Source organism: Terriglobia bacterium (genome assembly GCA_020073085.1).
In the GTDB taxonomy this organism is placed as follows: Bacteria; Acidobacteriota; Terriglobia; order JAIQFV01; family JAIQFV01; genus JAIQFV01.
In genome coordinates, this window is the sequence record JAIQFV010000001.1 from 407,261 (window position 1) to 423,080 (window position 15,820).

Annotated in this window: 10 protein-coding genes; 5 read left to right on the forward strand and 5 right to left on the reverse strand. The window is 56.8% G+C overall.

All coding sequences use genetic code 11. The features are described from left to right. Positions 1 to 83 precede the first annotated feature (83 nt). On the forward strand, positions 84 to 2,261 hold the full coding sequence (locus LAO21_01605; GenBank protein MBZ5551385.1) for a prolyl oligopeptidase family serine peptidase: 2,178 nt from the start codon (positions 84 to 86) through the stop codon (positions 2,259 to 2,261). 205 nt (positions 2,262 to 2,466) lie between these two features. On the opposite strand, the gene LAO21_01610 is transcribed toward LAO21_01605, so the two are convergent. Beyond that, positions 2,467 to 2,637: a hypothetical protein gene (locus tag LAO21_01610; protein ID MBZ5551386.1), complete on the reverse strand. Its 171-nt coding sequence runs from the start codon at positions 2,635 to 2,637 to the stop codon at positions 2,467 to 2,469. A gap of 559 nt (positions 2,638 to 3,196) precedes the next feature. On the opposite strand from LAO21_01610, the gene LAO21_01615 reads away from it, so the two are divergent. The 4 genes from LAO21_01615 to LAO21_01630 all read left to right on the forward strand — a co-directional run bounded on the left by LAO21_01615 (position 3,197) and on the right by LAO21_01630 (position 11,677). Beyond that, positions 3,197 to 6,289, forward strand: coding sequence for a TonB-dependent receptor (locus tag LAO21_01615; GenBank protein ID MBZ5551387.1), 3,093 nt, complete (start codon positions 3,197 to 3,199; stop codon positions 6,287 to 6,289). A gap of 540 nt (positions 6,290 to 6,829) precedes the next feature. Next, the gene (locus LAO21_01620; GenBank protein ID MBZ5551388.1) at positions 6,830 to 9,232 is read left to right on the forward strand and encodes a caspase family protein; all 2,403 of its coding nucleotides are present in this window, start codon (positions 6,830 to 6,832) and stop codon (positions 9,230 to 9,232) included. Positions 9,233 to 9,265: 33 nt separating this feature from the next. Further along, positions 9,266 to 10,612: a tetratricopeptide repeat protein gene (locus tag LAO21_01625; protein ID MBZ5551389.1), complete on the forward strand. Its 1,347-nt coding sequence runs from the start codon at positions 9,266 to 9,268 to the stop codon at positions 10,610 to 10,612. A 60-nt stretch (positions 10,613 to 10,672) separates the two neighbouring features. Beyond that, positions 10,673 to 11,677 carry a hypothetical protein gene (locus LAO21_01630; protein ID MBZ5551390.1) on the forward strand — a complete coding sequence of 335 codons (1,005 nt, stop codon included), beginning with the start codon at positions 10,673 to 10,675 and terminating at the stop codon, positions 11,675 to 11,677. A gap of 184 nt (positions 11,678 to 11,861) precedes the next feature. Here the strand turns inward: LAO21_01630 and msrB are convergent, their stop codons facing one another. The 4 genes from msrB to LAO21_01650 form a co-directional block, all read right to left on the reverse strand. Continuing rightward, the gene (gene msrB / locus LAO21_01635; protein MBZ5551391.1) at positions 11,862 to 12,260 is read right to left on the reverse strand and encodes a peptide-methionine (R)-S-oxide reductase MsrB; all 399 of its coding nucleotides are present in this window, start codon (positions 12,258 to 12,260) and stop codon (positions 11,862 to 11,864) included. Between the two features lie 282 nt (positions 12,261 to 12,542). After that, on the reverse strand, positions 12,543 to 13,442 hold the full coding sequence (dapF, locus tag LAO21_01640; protein ID MBZ5551392.1) for a diaminopimelate epimerase: 900 nt from the start codon (positions 13,440 to 13,442) through the stop codon (positions 12,543 to 12,545). Between the two features lie 20 nt (positions 13,443 to 13,462). Beyond that, on the reverse strand, positions 13,463 to 14,122 hold the full coding sequence (locus LAO21_01645) for an MgtC/SapB family protein (GenBank protein ID MBZ5551393.1): 660 nt from the start codon (positions 14,120 to 14,122) through the stop codon (positions 13,463 to 13,465). Between the two features lie 23 nt (positions 14,123 to 14,145). Further along, a complete protein-coding gene (locus LAO21_01650; GenBank protein ID MBZ5551394.1) occupies positions 14,146 to 15,807 on the reverse strand; it encodes a hypothetical protein in 1,662 nt (553 codons plus the stop codon). Positions 15,808 to 15,820: the final 13 nt, after the last annotated feature.

Consider the following 15,820-nt stretch of genomic DNA (forward strand, 5'->3'; position numbering starts at 1 on the left):
CTGAATGACCTTTCATCGCAAGGGAGAGAAGCATGAAACTTGTTGGAATGATTTTACTAGTCCTCGCCCTTCCGGGCGGAGTGATGTTGGCCCAGCTCGCTGCAAACTCGAAGGCCCAGCCTATGGCGGCCAAGAACATGGAAACCAGGGCGGCAGGCTCATCGCTTGCCTACCCGACAGCCCAGCGCGATAACGTGGTGGACAATCTTTTTGGTGTCAAGGTACCGGCACCGTATCGATGGATGGAAGACTTGAACAGTCCGGCCGTAAAAAGCTGGGTCGACGACGAAAACAAGCTGACCTTCTCCTATCTGAACGGGATTCCGGCGAGAAGCTGGATCCGCGAGCACCTGACCAAGCTGTGGAACTATGAAAAGGTGGGGGTGCCGCGCCGGGAAGGGGGCAAGCTGTTTTTAAGCAAGAACACCGGGCTTCAAAACCAGTCCGTGGTGTATGTGCAAGATTCACTGGGCGCCCAGCCTCGTCTCCTCATCGATCCCAACAACCTCTCCCCCGACGGCTCGGTGGCCCTGGCCGACTACTCGCCCTCGCCTGACGCGCGCTACCTCGCGTACGGCCTCTCGCAGGGAGGCTCCGACTGGATTGTCTTCCACATCAAGGAAATACCCTCGGGCAAGGATTTGTCCGACCAGGTCCAGTGGGTCAAATTTTCTGGAGTCTCTTGGACCAAAGATGGGAAGGGTTTTTTCTACTCGCGTTACCCGGCGCCTCCTGCCGGCCAGGCAATCAGTGACCAGGTTAAGAACCAGGCCCTCTACTATCACCAGGTGGGGACGGACCAGGCGAAGGACCGACTCATCTACGCGCGGCCGGATCTGCCCAGTTGGATCATTGAGGGCTCTGTGTCTGAAGACGGTCATTACCTGGCGATCGCACTGGTCAACGGGACGGCCCCGACCAACGAATTGTTCCTTGTCGATCTCGGTGATCCCGCCCATCCGAATGTGGCCGCTCCCGTGAAGCCGCTTTACACCCGGAATGATGCCGAATACGCCCCCATCGGAAATATAGGGGATACCCTCTTTCTTCAAACCACCCTCGCCGCACCCAAAAGGAAGATTGTCGCGGTCAAGCTGACCGACCCCGCCCCTGAACACTGGCGTACCGTCATCCCGGAAGGCGAGAGCGTCATTCAAAGCTCCCTGATGGCCGGCGGCCAGGTGGTCGTCCAGTATCTTGTGGACGCAAAGAGCGAGGTTAAGATTTTCTCGACCAACGGCGCTCCAGGCGGGACACTTCCCTTGCCAGGCATCGGTTCGGTAGAGGGATTAAGCGCCCGCAATGACACCCCGGAAATATTTTACGGCTTCACCTCTTACCTCTATCCGACCACAATTTATTTCTTCGACATGCATGCGGGCCGGAGCGCCGTGTTTGCCAAACCCCAGGTCGCCTTCGATCCCTCTCCGTATGAGACCCGGCAAGTCTTTTACCAGTCCAAGGACGGGACTCGGATTCCCATGTTCATTACTGCCCGGAAGGACTTGAAGCAGGATGGACAAAACCCGACCGTCCTTTACAGTTACGGCGGGTTCGACATCAGTATCACCCCGGGCTTCTCGCCCATGCTGCCGATCTGGCTCGAATTAGGGGGGGTGTACGCGGTGGCAAATCTGCGGGGCGGGGGTGAATATGGGGAAGTATGGCATGAGGCGGGAATGCTCAGTCACAAACAGAATGTGTTTGATGATTTCATTTCCGCGGCTGAATACTTAATTCACGAAAAATACACATCGCCTTCCCGGCTGGCGATTGAGGGCTATTCCAACGGCGGCTTGTTGGTGGGTGCCACCATCACGCAGCGACCCGACCTGTTTGGGGCAGCTTATGCCGGGGCGGGAGTGCTGGACATGTTGCGCTATCACAAGTTTTCAGGAGGCGACTTATGGGCGCCGGAGTATGGCTCGCCCGAAGATCCCCAGGCCTTCCAATGGCTGCGGGCTTATTCGCCGCTCCAGAATTTGAAACAGGGCGCCTGCTATCCGCCCACCATCATCACGACGGCCGATCACGATGACCGCGTTGTGCCCAGCCACTCCTATAAATTCACCGCCGCGCTGCAGCGCGACCAAGGATGCGGAAAACCGGTGATCATCCGTGTCGAAACTCAGACGAGCCATGGTTACATGCCCACCGACAAGCGGATCGCCCAGACCGCCGATGTGTGGGCCTTCCTGGCACACAACCTCGGTGTAAAAGAGCCATCTGTCGATAAGGGGTCTGGCGGGCCGAAGCCATGAGCGACCGCATTACCAGCCGGTCTTAGATAAATCCACCTGTCGTGGTTTTGGAGGCGGACCCGAGGGGCTGGGGGCTCACACTCCTGGTAGTTTTTGTCCGACCGGCAGTTCCGATATAAAGCAGGACAAGCGCGACATTCGCCATGATGCGCGCGACCTCAAGCACGACCGCCATGATGTCTACAACGACAAGAAAGATATCCGGTCAGACCGCAAGGACCTCAAGCAGGCAGACAGCAAGGCGGATATCAAAGCCGACCGAAAGGACCTCTATCGCGATCGCAAAGACCTGCGTCAGGACACCAAGGATGTTCACCGGGATGCACGCGACCTGCACCGTGATCGCAAAGATCTCCGTCAAGATCAGCACGGACACTGATTCAACGCCTTCGGATACCCACTCCGGGTCGATCTGCCCTTGCGGGTCGACCCTTTTTCATTCCAAACCACCTCCTCGCCCCGCCCCGAGCCCCGCTCTTCGGATGGAGCAATTTTCGTACCTAATCCTCCTCCCCCGGCTTGAAATCTCCTCCCGGTCAGGCGAAAGATTTCCCATTCAGCCCGCAGATTTTTTATTCGCATGATGGCTTGAATTTTTTCGGGTCTTGGCATATAAAGATTGCGAAATCCAGCTATTTCCAATCGGAAAGTCCCAAGACTCATGGAGGCAGCTTCTTCCGCTTGCAGCACGAATTTGTGAGGGGATGTGACAGGCAGCCATATGTCTGAGTAGCACGGGCACGCGTCTGGACAATATACCCTTTTCAGAGAGCCCAGGACGATGGAGGCAGATCGGATTCAGACCTTCTCTTGGCTCTGCGCGGGAGACTTTTGACCCAACGAGCTGGGCACTTGGCGATGCACAAGTTCGAGAAACAAGAAAATGGAAGATCAAACTAGGGGAGGAAACCATGCGCACCAATTTGTCACATGCCATGCCTGCATGGCTTAGGGGCAGCATCTGTTGTCTACTGATCACTCTGGGCGTTACATCTGGCCTGTACGCCCAATCGTCCATCATTACGGGGACCATTCAGGGAACGGTGACGGACCCGTCAGGGGCCGTTGTGCCGGGAACGAGCGTTGAAGTCAAAAACCTGGACACCAACCTGACCCGCACGATTGTGACCGACAGTGATGGCCGCTTTGTCTTCCTTCAGTTGCCGTCAGGTCGATATTCTCTGACAGTTTCGAAACAGGGATTTGCCACCCTCGTGCAGGAAAGTGTCAGTCTGACGGTAGGTCAGACAATCACGCTCGACCTGGCCATGAAGGTTTCCCAACGGCAGGAGCGCATCACCGTCACGGCAACGCCCACGATTGAAACCACGGAGACGGTTTCTGCCAGCACCTTGAATGAGCTCTCGGTGGAGAAGACCCCGGTTCTCGGGAGAAAGTTTGAAGATCTTCTGACTTTGACGCCGGGGGTCAGCATCGTTCAGGGCCCGGATGGCGATGAGATCAACTTCAACGGTCAACGCGGGATCTTCAATAATATCAGCCTTGATGGAACCGACTACAACAATGGTTTTTTCGGAGAACAGTTGGGAGGCCAGCGTGCCGCGATTGATATCACTCTCGAGGCCGTCAAGGAATTTCAGGTGGTCGCAGCGGGCGCCAACGCGGAGTTTGGAAGGACTGCGGGTGGAGTCGTCAATGTCATCACCAAGTCCGGGGGCAACCAGTTCCATGGAAGCCTGTTCCACTTTCAACGTCTCGAAGCCTTGACCGCTGACACCTCCGATGGCAAAGGGCTGGACGGTTTCAAGCGCGAACAATTCGGGGGCACCATCGGCGGGCCCATCAAGAAGGACAAGGTGTTTTTCTTTGGGGCTTTCGAACAAATTTTCGAAGACTTCACACGAGCGAATCTGAGCCAACCGATCGGCTCCACGCCGTGCCCAGTGGCCGCACCGATCGTCGGGACCAATGATTCCCAGATCAACAGCAACCCCGACTGCCAGCGGCTCGCCCTTATCAATTTTTTCCAGACCCGATTCAACCAGGCCGAAGGGAATCCCATCCCGCATCCCACTCGCAACTCCTCTGCTCTGGGAAAGCTTGACTGGAACATTAACCCATCGAACCAGTTCTCCGCCTCGTACACCTTTGATTATTCGAAGAATACGAACCAGACCTTCGACGTTCCCACGTATGGAAACTCCGCCAACGGCATCGAAGGACCTTCCAAGATACAAACCGTCAACGCGAGCCTGTTTACGACGCTTTCTCAGACCAAGCTGAATGAATTCCATTTCGGCTATTCACGCGAAAATCGCCCGCGGAGTGCAGTGCCCTCCGCCGTACCGGACACGGCCATGGGGTTCGCGACAACCTTCCGATTTGGACAGCCGTTCTTCCTGGAGCCGAACGTTGATGAGCTGTTTTATCGGACCGACCTGAGGGATAACCTGTCCATCGTCTCCGGGAAGCACAATATCAAGTTTGGCGGCGAGTGGCTTCACAGCCGGAATGTCCAGGTCTTCCGTGGATTCTTTACCGGTCGCTACATTTTTGACAGCGTGACCGGCTTCCTCCATTACGCTTCGCCGGCATCGCTGGGACCGGGTTTCGGACCGACGGCCGTGGAATGTTCCAACGGCGCATTTGTGGGACCCACCGGAACCTGCCCGGCCGGCTCCACCCCCACAGGTGGACCACTCCTTCTCTACTTGCAAAACGCCTCCCCGAGCGGACCCACCACGGATGCGGCGGGAAAGGCCGATCAGACCAACCAGAATTATGCCCTGTTCATCCAGGACAAATGGCAGATCCGGCCCGGCTTTACCTTCAATTACGGCCTGCGCTGGGAAGCGCAAATTCTCGCCCAGCCAGTCATCCCCGGGTCACAGACCGCTTATGGAGTCAATCTGAGCAATCCGAGTTTCCCCGGGGACGGCACTCTGCCCAACCAAAAGAAGATGTTCCAACCGCGCGTCGGGATCGCATGGGATCTCTTCAACAACAGTAAATCCGTGCTGAGGGCTAGCTGGGGGATTTACAACGGAAATCAGAATATGTTGACCCAGGTGGGACCGATCACCACCAACGGTGTTCAGCTTCAGGGAATTACCGCCGGGACTGGATTTAATACGGCGGGTGGGAATCCCCCCACTTATCCAGGCGTCGTGGTCGCCCCGGTGATCCCCCCTGGAACCTTCCCCTCTACGCCCGGCGTGACCGTCTTCAGCAAGGACTACGCAAACCCTAGGATTTACACCGCCAACTTCGCGTTTGAGCAGGAGTTGATGGGAGGCATGGCAGCGTATGTTGATTTTACGTGGTCAAAGGGTGTTCACCTCACCCGCTTCACCAATCCCAACGTCGGGCCAGTCTCGATCATCCCTCAAAATGCTGACACGGTGACATACTCGGGTCCAACACCCTTCCCGAATCTGGGTGCCATCACCGACACGGTCAGCTCGGCAAAATCGCTCTACCGAGGCATCACATTTGGTCTCCGCAAGCGATTCAGTCAGCACTACCAGATGGATGCGAACTACACTTATTCGAGAGACTACGACGACGATTCCAACGAACGCGACCCATTCACCTTCCGTTATGCCGATCTGCACAACCTGGCGGCGGAGTATGGCCCTTCGGACCGCGAAGAACGCAACAAGTTTAATTTTTACATTTACGGCGAATTACCCAAAGGTTTTCAAGGAAGCATTCGGATGCAGGCCCATTCCGCACAACCGATCACAGACAACCCAGCGGGGACTGGGACTGGGCCGGCTTGCAGTCTCAACAATTCGGTCACCCGGTTCGTTAACGGGGTCGACTGCGGCCGCAATCACTTGCGCAAGGACAACGCGTTCTTCACTCTCGACTGGCGGATGGAGCGCCCTTTCAAGTTTAAGGAACGGTATGCGGTGACACCGATCATTGAGATGTTTAACACCTTCAACAACGTCAACAATGTCAACCCGCTCATTACACCCGGTCTGTTCAACTTCGACGGGTTCTTGCGACAGGGCGTGGGAGATCCGCTGCAAGTTCAGCTTGCAGTCAAGTTCACGTTCTGATCTCAGCAGCTGAGCGACTTCCGGGGTCCCGAAGTTCTCGGAAGTCGCACCTCAATGATCAACTTCAGGGGCCGATCCGGCTGAGGATCGGCTTTTTTTTGCCAATTCTTTCAGGCAGTAAGCACGCCCCAAGAGGGATGGGGCATGCAAGTGGCTCGGGCTGGATTCGATTGATCTCAAAAGATTTCTTTTGGTCATTCGAAAATGGAACCGGTTCCAAGCAGAATCTCACCTCGGACCTCCACGAAGCCCTCGTGCCGAAGTCGACCGCCAGGTCAAGCTCACCTCTCCCTGTACCTTCAGTTCAGATGTCGCCCCTGCCGGTTTCCCCAAATCACAAGCAGCATATTGACAGCCGATTTGAATTGGCAGTAGCATTCAAGCGGGACAAACACCCATTCTTCATAATAACTACTTCCTCCAGGCAGGAGCAGCTCACTGACGTGGTTCTGGCGAAATCCGGCGGGGGCAGGATTTCACGCGCAAAGAAACAAATACGTCGCTCTCAATCTCTACCAACCCGAGCCCGGGTGATTCGATATGGCTGAGAAGAAAAGTGCGCTCATCATCGCCAACTTTCAATACGAAGACCAAGTCTTGCAGCAGCTGATCGCGCCGGCCCAGGACGCTGAAGCCCTGGCTGCCGTGCTGGGAAACCCTGACATCGGCGGATTTGAGGTTCAGACCCTATTAAACGAACCTTCCCACGTGGTCAGCGAACGGATCGAGGCCTTTTATGCAGATCGGAAGCGGGATGACCTGCTGCTGCTCTATTTTTCCGGTCACGGGGTCAAGGACGAAGATGGGCAGCTCTACTTTGCCACCCGCAACACCCAGCACAAGCTGCTTCGTTCCACGGCAGTGTGGGCGAATTTTGTGAATGACGTCATGTTCCGAAGCCGCTCCCGACGGCAAGTCCTGTTGCTGGACTGTTGCTACAGTGGGGCCTTCGCTCGCGGGATGGTAGCCAAGGGGAGCAAGGACGTCGGGACGAGAGACCACTTCGAGGGGCGCGGCCGGGTTGTTCTAACCGCCTCGGACGCAATGCAATATTCCTTTGAAGGCGGTGAGGTCAAGGGAGAAGGCGTCCGTTCCATATTTACTCAGTCCCTGGTGCGAGGCCTGGAGACCGGTGAGGCCGATCTGGACGGCGACGGCTTGGTCACGCTCGATGATCTATACGATTACATCCACGATCGCGTTACCGACGAAATGCCCCAGCAGAGTCCGGGAAAGTGGGCGTTCGACGTCCAGGGTGAAATCATCATCGCCCGGAACCCCCGCCCTCCCATCGTGAAGGTGGGCAACCTGCCGCCGGAGCTGAGAGAAGCGATCGAGAGTCCACTAGTTGGAGTGCGAGTCGGTGCGGTCCAGGAATTGGAACGCCTGCTCCGGGGCAAGAACAAAGCCCTGGTCATGGCGGCGAAAGAAGCTTTGGTGTCGCTGAAAGAGGACGACAGCCGCCAGGTTTCAACCGCCGCCGAAAAGTGCCTGGCGGCCTATTTCAAAGTCGAACAACCCGAACCGGCGACTGTAGAACATTCCCGTCCTCCGGAACCTGCCGAGGTCCACAAGACGGATCGGGCGGTCCTTCCCTCCACTGAAACGGCCGCTCAACAACGGTTGCTGGAGGCGGCGCTGCCAAACAAGATTTCCGTTGGAAGATCCACTCAACTCCTTGCCCTCATCCGACGCACGGATTCAGAGGGTCTCCGTGCAGTGCTCGCCCAAGAGAATATTCAGTCATTGACCGCCGAGGACGTGACTTCGCGGACGTTTCAACTGGAATTTCCGACGGATCAAAATGGAGGGATACAGTCCGCCGAAATCTTTCTCAGGGTTGACGCTCCGGATTTTGAGCCGAAGTCACAAACCAAGAAACTTCTTGTTCCTCCCCGGGGCGACTCTGCAACCTGCACTTTTCTACTCACTCCCCAAAAACCCGGTGATCTCCTGGTAAATTTAGAGGTGTTCAAAGGAGATCTTCATGTCGCCTCGCGCGTCATCACCACGTTGGCAGAATTTTCAACCCGCGACCTGATCGGCGTCACTACGACTTTAGTTTCGCTCCCCCTTGTAGTTGTGGTCCAGCCCATTCAAGCGGAAGGCGCTCGAATCGACCCCAGAGAAGTGTCGGGAACCCTTCCTCTGTCGGGGGGACCGGCCAAGCCCGCAGCCATCCCGCGGGCGCCGGCAGAGCCAGTGCCACAAACAACACGGATGACGCCAGTCCCCCAAGTGAAGGAGAAGAAACCCTCTCAATCTATTCCGCCGCCGAATCCTGCGCCGGTGATAAGACAACCCGTTCTTGTTGAACCGCCGAGCAGGCCGCGGGTTGAGCCCGTGGCGGCACCCGGAAGAACTTCTGTTTCCACGCCCGTGGCGCGGGAGGTTCCGCGCGGTCCCAGCCTCAAAATCTGGGCGTCCGCAGCAACGGTCGTTATCGCCCTGGGCATCGGTGTCGGATACTTGAACCACCGATCGCCGCCCATCCGCGAGAGCCCCGCACCCATCGTTACTCCTGCGCCCACTGATTCAAAGGGGCACGCCGGTGAAGCGGGTCCGCTTCAACCTTCAAAACCTCCGGTGGCCACAACGACACTGCCGGAGGTGTCCTCTGCACGCTCCCAAGGAGACGCGTTATATGAACGGGGTATGTACGGGAAGGCCATCCATGAGTACCAAAAAGGCTTAAGCGTGGATCCAGGGAATGTCGAACTCCGAAACAAGGTCGAGCAGGCTCGGCTGGCCCAAGCCAAACTGGAAGAAGAGGTGTCCTCTGCCGGTTCCCAGGGAGACGCCTTGTATGAAAGAGGGGCATACGAGAGGGCCATCAAAGAATACCAAAGAGCCCTGAGCGTGGACCCGTCGAACGAAGTGCTCCAAAAGAAGATCGATCGAGCCCGGCGCGCACAAGCCGCCGAAAAGAAATTCGGACGGTGATTTCCTCTCGCGTCCCGGATTGAGGTTTCTATTATGGGAAAAGTGGTCGGCGTCCACGGCCGGATGGGCAACGCATATCGAGCTCCTATGGCATTGGCACTCCTTACCGCCACAATATTCCTTGGGGCTGTGCTCCCCCTGATGGCCGCCGCGAAGGGCGCTTCACAGAATTCATTCAGTAAAGCCGACATCCTTGGATTGCTGCAAGGCGAGGTCTCACCCAAACGGATCGCGGCATTGGTGCGCGAACGGGGCATTTCGTTTCAACTCACCCAGGAAGCAGAGAACGAGTTGCGCCAGGCGGGTGCTGACTCTGACCTTTTGGAAACTCTCCGGGAATTGGCTGCCCGGCTCCCAAAACCAAAACCCTTACCCCCCAAGCCGCCCCCACAATCACCGGAGACCTTAATGCGGCAGCACACGGCGCAGGGCGCGGCTTTTGTTGACGCGAAAAAATGGGACGAAGCGATCAGCGAATTTCGTGAAGTGATCAAACTCGGTCCGGCAGATTTCGGTGGGCATTACAACCTCGGCTATGCACTCCTCCAAAAAGGGGACCTGGACGGAGCGGTCACGGAACTTCGCGAGGCGATTCGGCTGAAACCGGTTGACGCCTCCGCGCATTTCAACCTCGGCCTGGCGCTGGAATTCAAGCACGACTTGGATGGAGCGATCGCGGAATATCGCGAGGCGGTTCGACTCCAACCGGAGGATTTTGGCTGGCACACCCTGCTTGGCTACCGGCTGCTTGGTCGAAAGGACTGGGGCGGGGCCATTACCGAATTTCGTGAAGCCGTCCGGCGGAGTCCGGGATACGCCCTGGCCCATTACGGGCTGGGCCAGGCACTCGATGGTCAACAGAATCCGGACCAGGCGATTGCCGAATACCGCAAGGCGGCCATCCTGAAACCTGAAGACGCCGCAATTCATTACAGTCTGGGGAATGCCCTCTACAACAAATTCGACTGGGATGGAGCCCTTACCGAATTCCAGGAGGTCGTTCGTCTGAATCCTGCCGACCCCGTCGCCCTCACCAAGCTGGGAAACACCCTGTTTGAGAAGCGGGACTGGGATGGCGCTATTCTCGTATATCGCAAGGCGTTGGGATTGAAACCCGACAACGCCACCGCGCGCAACAACCTTGGCGTCGCCCTTTACAACAAACACGACCTGGAGGGTGCCATCACTGAATTGCGAGAGGCGATCCGAATCCGGTCAACGGATGCCACTGCCCACAACAGCCTTTGCCACGCCCTCCTCGAGAAAAAGGATAGACCGGCCGCCCTGCAGGAATGTCGCATCGCCTGTGACCTACAACCCAATAGTAACCTCTGCACCGAATACCAGAAGCTGACCAGCAGGAAAACCCTCAAGCCTTAGGAGCGTTTCGTTCGGTAACGGCTTGCCAAGCCACATGCGTGCTATCGTGAGGGCGCCCCCATGTCAAAGCAGTGGACAAGAGAAGAGGTTTTGGAGCTGGCGAGGAGTTTCCAGCCAGCTTGTGTGCTCGCTGCGGCTGCGGACCTGGATATATTCAGCCGGCTCACCACGAGGCCGTTGACTGCGGAAGAAACCGCAAAGGCCGTAGCCGGTGATATCCGGGCGACCACCATTCTGCTCGACGCCCTGGCCGCACTGAAGCTTCTGGACAAGCAGGGAGCTCGTTATTCCGTCCCTCCGGGTCTCGTATCTATTTTGACTGAGCAGGGCACGAGTAGTGTCCTGGCGATGGCACAACACCAGTCCAACTGTCTTCGCCGTTGGGCACAGCTGGCGTGGGTTGTCAAAAACGGCAGGCCGGCAGAACGCTCGCCCAGCATCCGGGGAGAGGAAGCAGATGCGGCGTCTTTCATTGGAGGGATGAGAAACCTTTCCACACCCCTGGCCGGGAAGGTCATACGAGAAATACGGCCCCTGGTCTTCCGACACCTCCTGGATGTCGGCGGTGCTTCGGGCACGTGGACCCTCGCCTTCCTCGATGCTTGTCCGGAAGGAAAGGCCACCCTCTTCGATCTGCCTCATGTCCTCCCCATGGCAAAGCAGTTTCTCACCGAGGAAGGCGTGATTGACCGTGTCAGACTGGTTGGCGGGGATTACCAGGTCGACCGGTTGCCTCGAGGAACTGACCTCGCTTGGGTCAGCGCCATCGTGCACCAGAACTCCCGGGCACAAAATCAAGCGCTCTTTGCTCAAGTCTTCCAGTCTCTGGAACCGGACGGCAGACTTGCGATCCGGGATATTTTAATGGAGCCATCTCGAATTCTCCCTGTCGCAGGGGCGCTTTTTGCGGTCAATATGCTGGTCGGAACAGAATCGGGAGGGACCTTCACCTTTGAAGAGCTGAAGGCAGATTTAGAGGGCATGGGATTTCAGGAGGTCGCTGTCGCCCGGCGGGATGAGGGGATGAATTCAATTGTCACTGCAAAAAAGCCATCCCATTCATAACCCCTTGGCACGGGACCGAACATGAGCATATCCATCCGCAATTGTGCCTCCCAAACCGATTGAGTCAACTCGACCTCCCATGTCTATCAAACCTCACTCGAGAGAACGCGGCGCAAATCCGAGCAACAAACCGATCGCGCCAGTAAATTTCGACCTCAGGGCTGCCGCTACGACAATTTGCAGTCTAGGCTCCTTTCACGAATTTCAGAGAGGCAGAATTCATGCAATATCGAAGGCCGGTGGGCTTTGGACCGTCGTCGAACACGTGACCTAAATGAGCGTCGCACCGGCTGCACAGCACCTCCACTCGCTGCATGAAGAGGCTGTCATCGGTCCTGGTCTCGATGTTCTCCTTGGCGATGGGCGTCCAGAAGCTGGGCCACCCGGTTCCGGACTCGAATTTGGTGGCTGAACTGAATAAATCATTGTCACAACAGACGCACTGATAAATCCCTTTCTCATGATTGTCCCAATATTCTCCAGTGAACGCCCTTTCAGTCCCCTGTTTTCGGGCCACCTCAAACTGTTCCGGGGTTAAAAGTTTCTTCCATTCGGCTTCCGACTTGACCACCTTTTCAGTCATAATCAATCTCCCCTGCTTTACTGAATACACCTTCAGGATCGTTGCCCTTCCGGCCGGTCTTCCCTTTGCAGTATTTTGGTCCTCCACACTTGCCGCGGCTTCACCCACGGCATTTGATCTGGAACAGGCTGTTGAAGCTGCTGCCACTACAACCCAGAGCATCAGTTGACGACGGCCCAGCAGGGGGTGCGAACGAATTGAGGACAGCATGTCGATAATCATAACTCTTGTACAATCTCCTTTGCGTTCCAGTTCCAACGAAGCCTTGGGTCAGTTCCAATGTTATATCCCCTTCGCCCCCAAAAATATTCCCTCACAAACGATCTCGGCGTCCCCGGTCAGGAATACAGGTTCCCCTTCACCCTTCCATTCCACCTGGAGCACCCCGCCCTCAGTGATGACCCGGACGGGACTGGTCGCGCGGCCGTTGAGGAGGGCCCCCAGTGCGGAAGCAATCGAGCCGGTCCCGGAGGATTCGGTGTGTCCTGCCCCCCTCTCCCAAATCCGGATCTCGACTGTGTGTTCATCGATGACGCGCACAAACTCCACGTTGGTCTTCTTAGGAAACCTCGGATGGGATTCGAGGGCACGGCCATACCGTTTCCAATCGAACGATTCAAACTCCTCGACCAACGTAATACACTGGGGATTCCCGACCGACATCACGGTAATCTCGAAGGTTCGATCCTCCACATCTAATGGAACGCCGACAAGGCGGGGATTCCCTGGAGAGGGACGAACCTTCCTCCCCATCCCCTCCACCGCAAATGGAATGTCCTCGGGATTAAATCCTGGGACTCCCATTTCAGCGACATAGGTAAATTTTGCACCCTGGCGATCAATTAGACGCAGGACACGGCGGCCGACGACCGATCCCAGCACTACCTCTCTCGAAGCCTCTGGATTTTTCCAATGATGGACCGCCGCGGCGCACCGTATGCCGTTGCCGCTCATCTCCGCTTCGCTACCGTCACTGTTGAACAGACGGATGGAAAAATCATATTGGGGATAGTCCATACCTGGAAAGATGTAGACCACCCCGTCCGCCCCGATACCGCGGTGTCGATCGCATCCCTGCTGCGCCAGCAGGGCCAGAGACTCCTCGGAGGCGTCCGGCAAAGCCTCCCGGTCAACGATCAGGAAATCATTCCCCAGCCCATGCGCTTTGTAGAAAGGGATCATCCGGAGCTGCCCGCCTCAATTCATTTTTCACTGAAGATGGACGATTTAATATCATTCAACTCCCTGACCTGCAAGAGGCGGCGCATCAATTCCGTATGGAGATCGGGGGACAGGGAGGTGCTGAAGCGAAGGAAATGGCCTTCACCCTCGCGGGACCAGCTGACCTCTTCGGACTGGATCTTCAATTCATCAAGCAACGCTTTTACTTTCGTCGAAGCCTCCGCCATTTCATCCGTGGACATTGAAAACTGGTAATGGACGAACTTAGTCCCGAGTTTTCGCTCGACATAGCGGAGGAGAAAGAGGGCTGCCAGGATCATGCCGGTGGCGATGCTCGAGGAGCCAAAATAGCCATAGCCAATGCCCATCCCGATGGCCGCCACCACGAACATGGTGGCAGCGGTCGTCAGGCCGACCACGCTCAACCCCTCCCGCAAAATAGCTCCCGCCCCGATGAACCCGATGCCCGGAATAATCTGGGCCGCGATGCGCTCAGGGTCGCTGTGGAATTTCTCGGCCACTTCAAGTGAGAGCATCGTAAACATCGTCGACCCGAGACAAATGAACATATTGGTGCGCAGACCGGCAGGCTTGTGGTGCAGCTCGCGCTCCAGACCGACCAGGCCCCCCAGCGCCGCGGAAGCACCCATTTTGAGGATTGTCTCGATTTCGATGTGCATGAACGGTCTCCTTCGTCTCCCCTCTACCCGGGGGGCTCTCCAACCGGCGCATGATGTGCGTACACGTGGATTACATGGCCCCGGATTCCGCGCACCGTCTTCTCTTCACGATAGTAACGCCGATAGGCCGGGACCGTGGTGACCATTTTCCAAACATCATCCCCTTCTTCAGCCAGGACCCACTGGACACGAGGAAAGGGGAATCGCAAGGCCAATTGCCAAGCGTCCAGATTATCTTCGAACAGGATTTTTCGAAAGGGAATTTCGTCGAGTTGTGCAATCCGCCCCAGGTACCCCGAATTCATCAGGATCATTTCCCCGTGCCAGCGAGGTTTCAGGTAGTCGGCCAGGTCCCTAAGAATGCGGCGGTCGTCGCCATTGTTGAAGTACGGCTCTTCGTGTGCCGGCAGTGAATGGAGATGGGTCTTGACGGCAATTCCAAGGGGCACGAGCAAAACTCCGAGAAAAACAGTGACGAGCACTCGCCGCAACCAGCGGGTACGAATCCATCCCGAGACGAAGCCAAAAAGCACAGTGCCCAGGGTAACGACCGCCGGGATGGGGGTATGGCCGTATCGGACTCCAAAGTTCGTGTAGGGATAATATTCCGCAACGTATGTGGGTGCACGCCCTTTGGCCAGGGAAAGGACATAGAAGACGAACGGCACCAGAAACAAAATTGGGGTGTAGGACCATGACCCCTCAGGGTCCCTCGGTTGTGGCGTTCCCACTCGGCGCTTTGAAATCACCCATAGGATCACCACCAGCAGCCCGATCACTGCCAACCAGAAGGGCACTTCCCCGGCACAGTGGCGGACCGACTTCGTAAAGTAGAGGAGAGAGAGCCACCAGTGTCCTTCAGTCGGATAGCGAAAGTGGTAAGTGGCGATTTGCTTCCAGTAAAGAGCCCTTGCCGAGTAGGGACCCCGAATGAACTCCCACACGTCTCCGTATTCAAACCAGTTATGTGCAAACCAGTAAACCGGGGCGAGCGACGCGATGAGTCCGTAGATCATGGCGTCTCCACAACGGGATAGCCAAGCTCGGTCTTGCTTTCTCCCCACGGCGGCGAATAATACCCAGAGTGTGCTCCAGGGGATGAAGAACCACGCTTCGTATCGATTCAGCGCCGCCAGAAGATTCATGGCCGCCGCAAGCAACAGGTACCGTCTTGTTCCCCGCTGCTGCCACAACACCAGAAACAAAACATTGAGCACGAGGAGCGCCATGGAGAGCGGTTCCTGCATCGGCGTGGTCTGATAGTACAGCCAGCTCGGGTTGAGGACGAATAGGCCCACCCCCAACCACACGACGGCACGTTCTTCAATCATCAGCCGCAAGATCAGGAAGAGCCCAAGGCCCGCTCCCACAAAGCTGGCCATCGAGACCACACTGCCGGCCAATCCCGTCCGCCACAGAAAATTATTCATCGCCAGGGGGGCCGCCAGCAGGTGAAACAGCGGCAGCCACACCGTGCCTATCTGGGGATACCCCGGATTCACGGAATCGGTAAGCACGCGGGCCCGCTTGATGTGCGACCACCCGTCTCCATCCAGATCGGTGGAGCCCTGGGCGTAAACATAGGCCAAGCTCAGTATGCTGAAAACGAGGAGAACCACGAGTGCGAGGGCACATTGACGATCCAGGAGGCGAGAGGGATGGGGGGATGGCTCGGATCGCATCACATGGGTGAGAGAT

Bases quoted from the DNA above. Each gene is read 5' to 3' on its own strand.
- LAO21_01605 (MBZ5551385.1), top strand. From the start codon at position 84: ATGTTGGCCCAGCTCGCTGCAAACTCGAAGGCCCAGCCTATGGCGGCC.
- LAO21_01615 (MBZ5551387.1), top strand. From the start codon at position 3,197: ATGCCTGCATGGCTTAGGGGCAGCATCTGTTGTCTACTGATCACTCTG.
- LAO21_01620 (MBZ5551388.1), top strand. From the start codon at position 6,830: ATGGCTGAGAAGAAAAGTGCGCTCATCATCGCCAACTTTCAATACGAA.
- LAO21_01625 (MBZ5551389.1), top strand. From the start codon at position 9,266: ATGGGAAAAGTGGTCGGCGTCCACGGCCGGATGGGCAACGCATATCGA.
- LAO21_01630 (MBZ5551390.1), top strand. From the start codon at position 10,673: ATGTCAAAGCAGTGGACAAGAGAAGAGGTTTTGGAGCTGGCGAGGAGT.
- msrB (MBZ5551391.1), bottom strand. From the start codon at position 12,260: ATGACTGAAAAGGTGGTCAAGTCGGAAGCCGAATGGAAGAAACTTTTA.
- dapF (MBZ5551392.1), bottom strand. From the start codon at position 13,442: ATGATCCCTTTCTACAAAGCGCATGGGCTGGGGAATGATTTCCTGATC.
- LAO21_01645 (MBZ5551393.1), bottom strand. From the start codon at position 14,122: ATGCACATCGAAATCGAGACAATCCTCAAAATGGGTGCTTCCGCGGCG.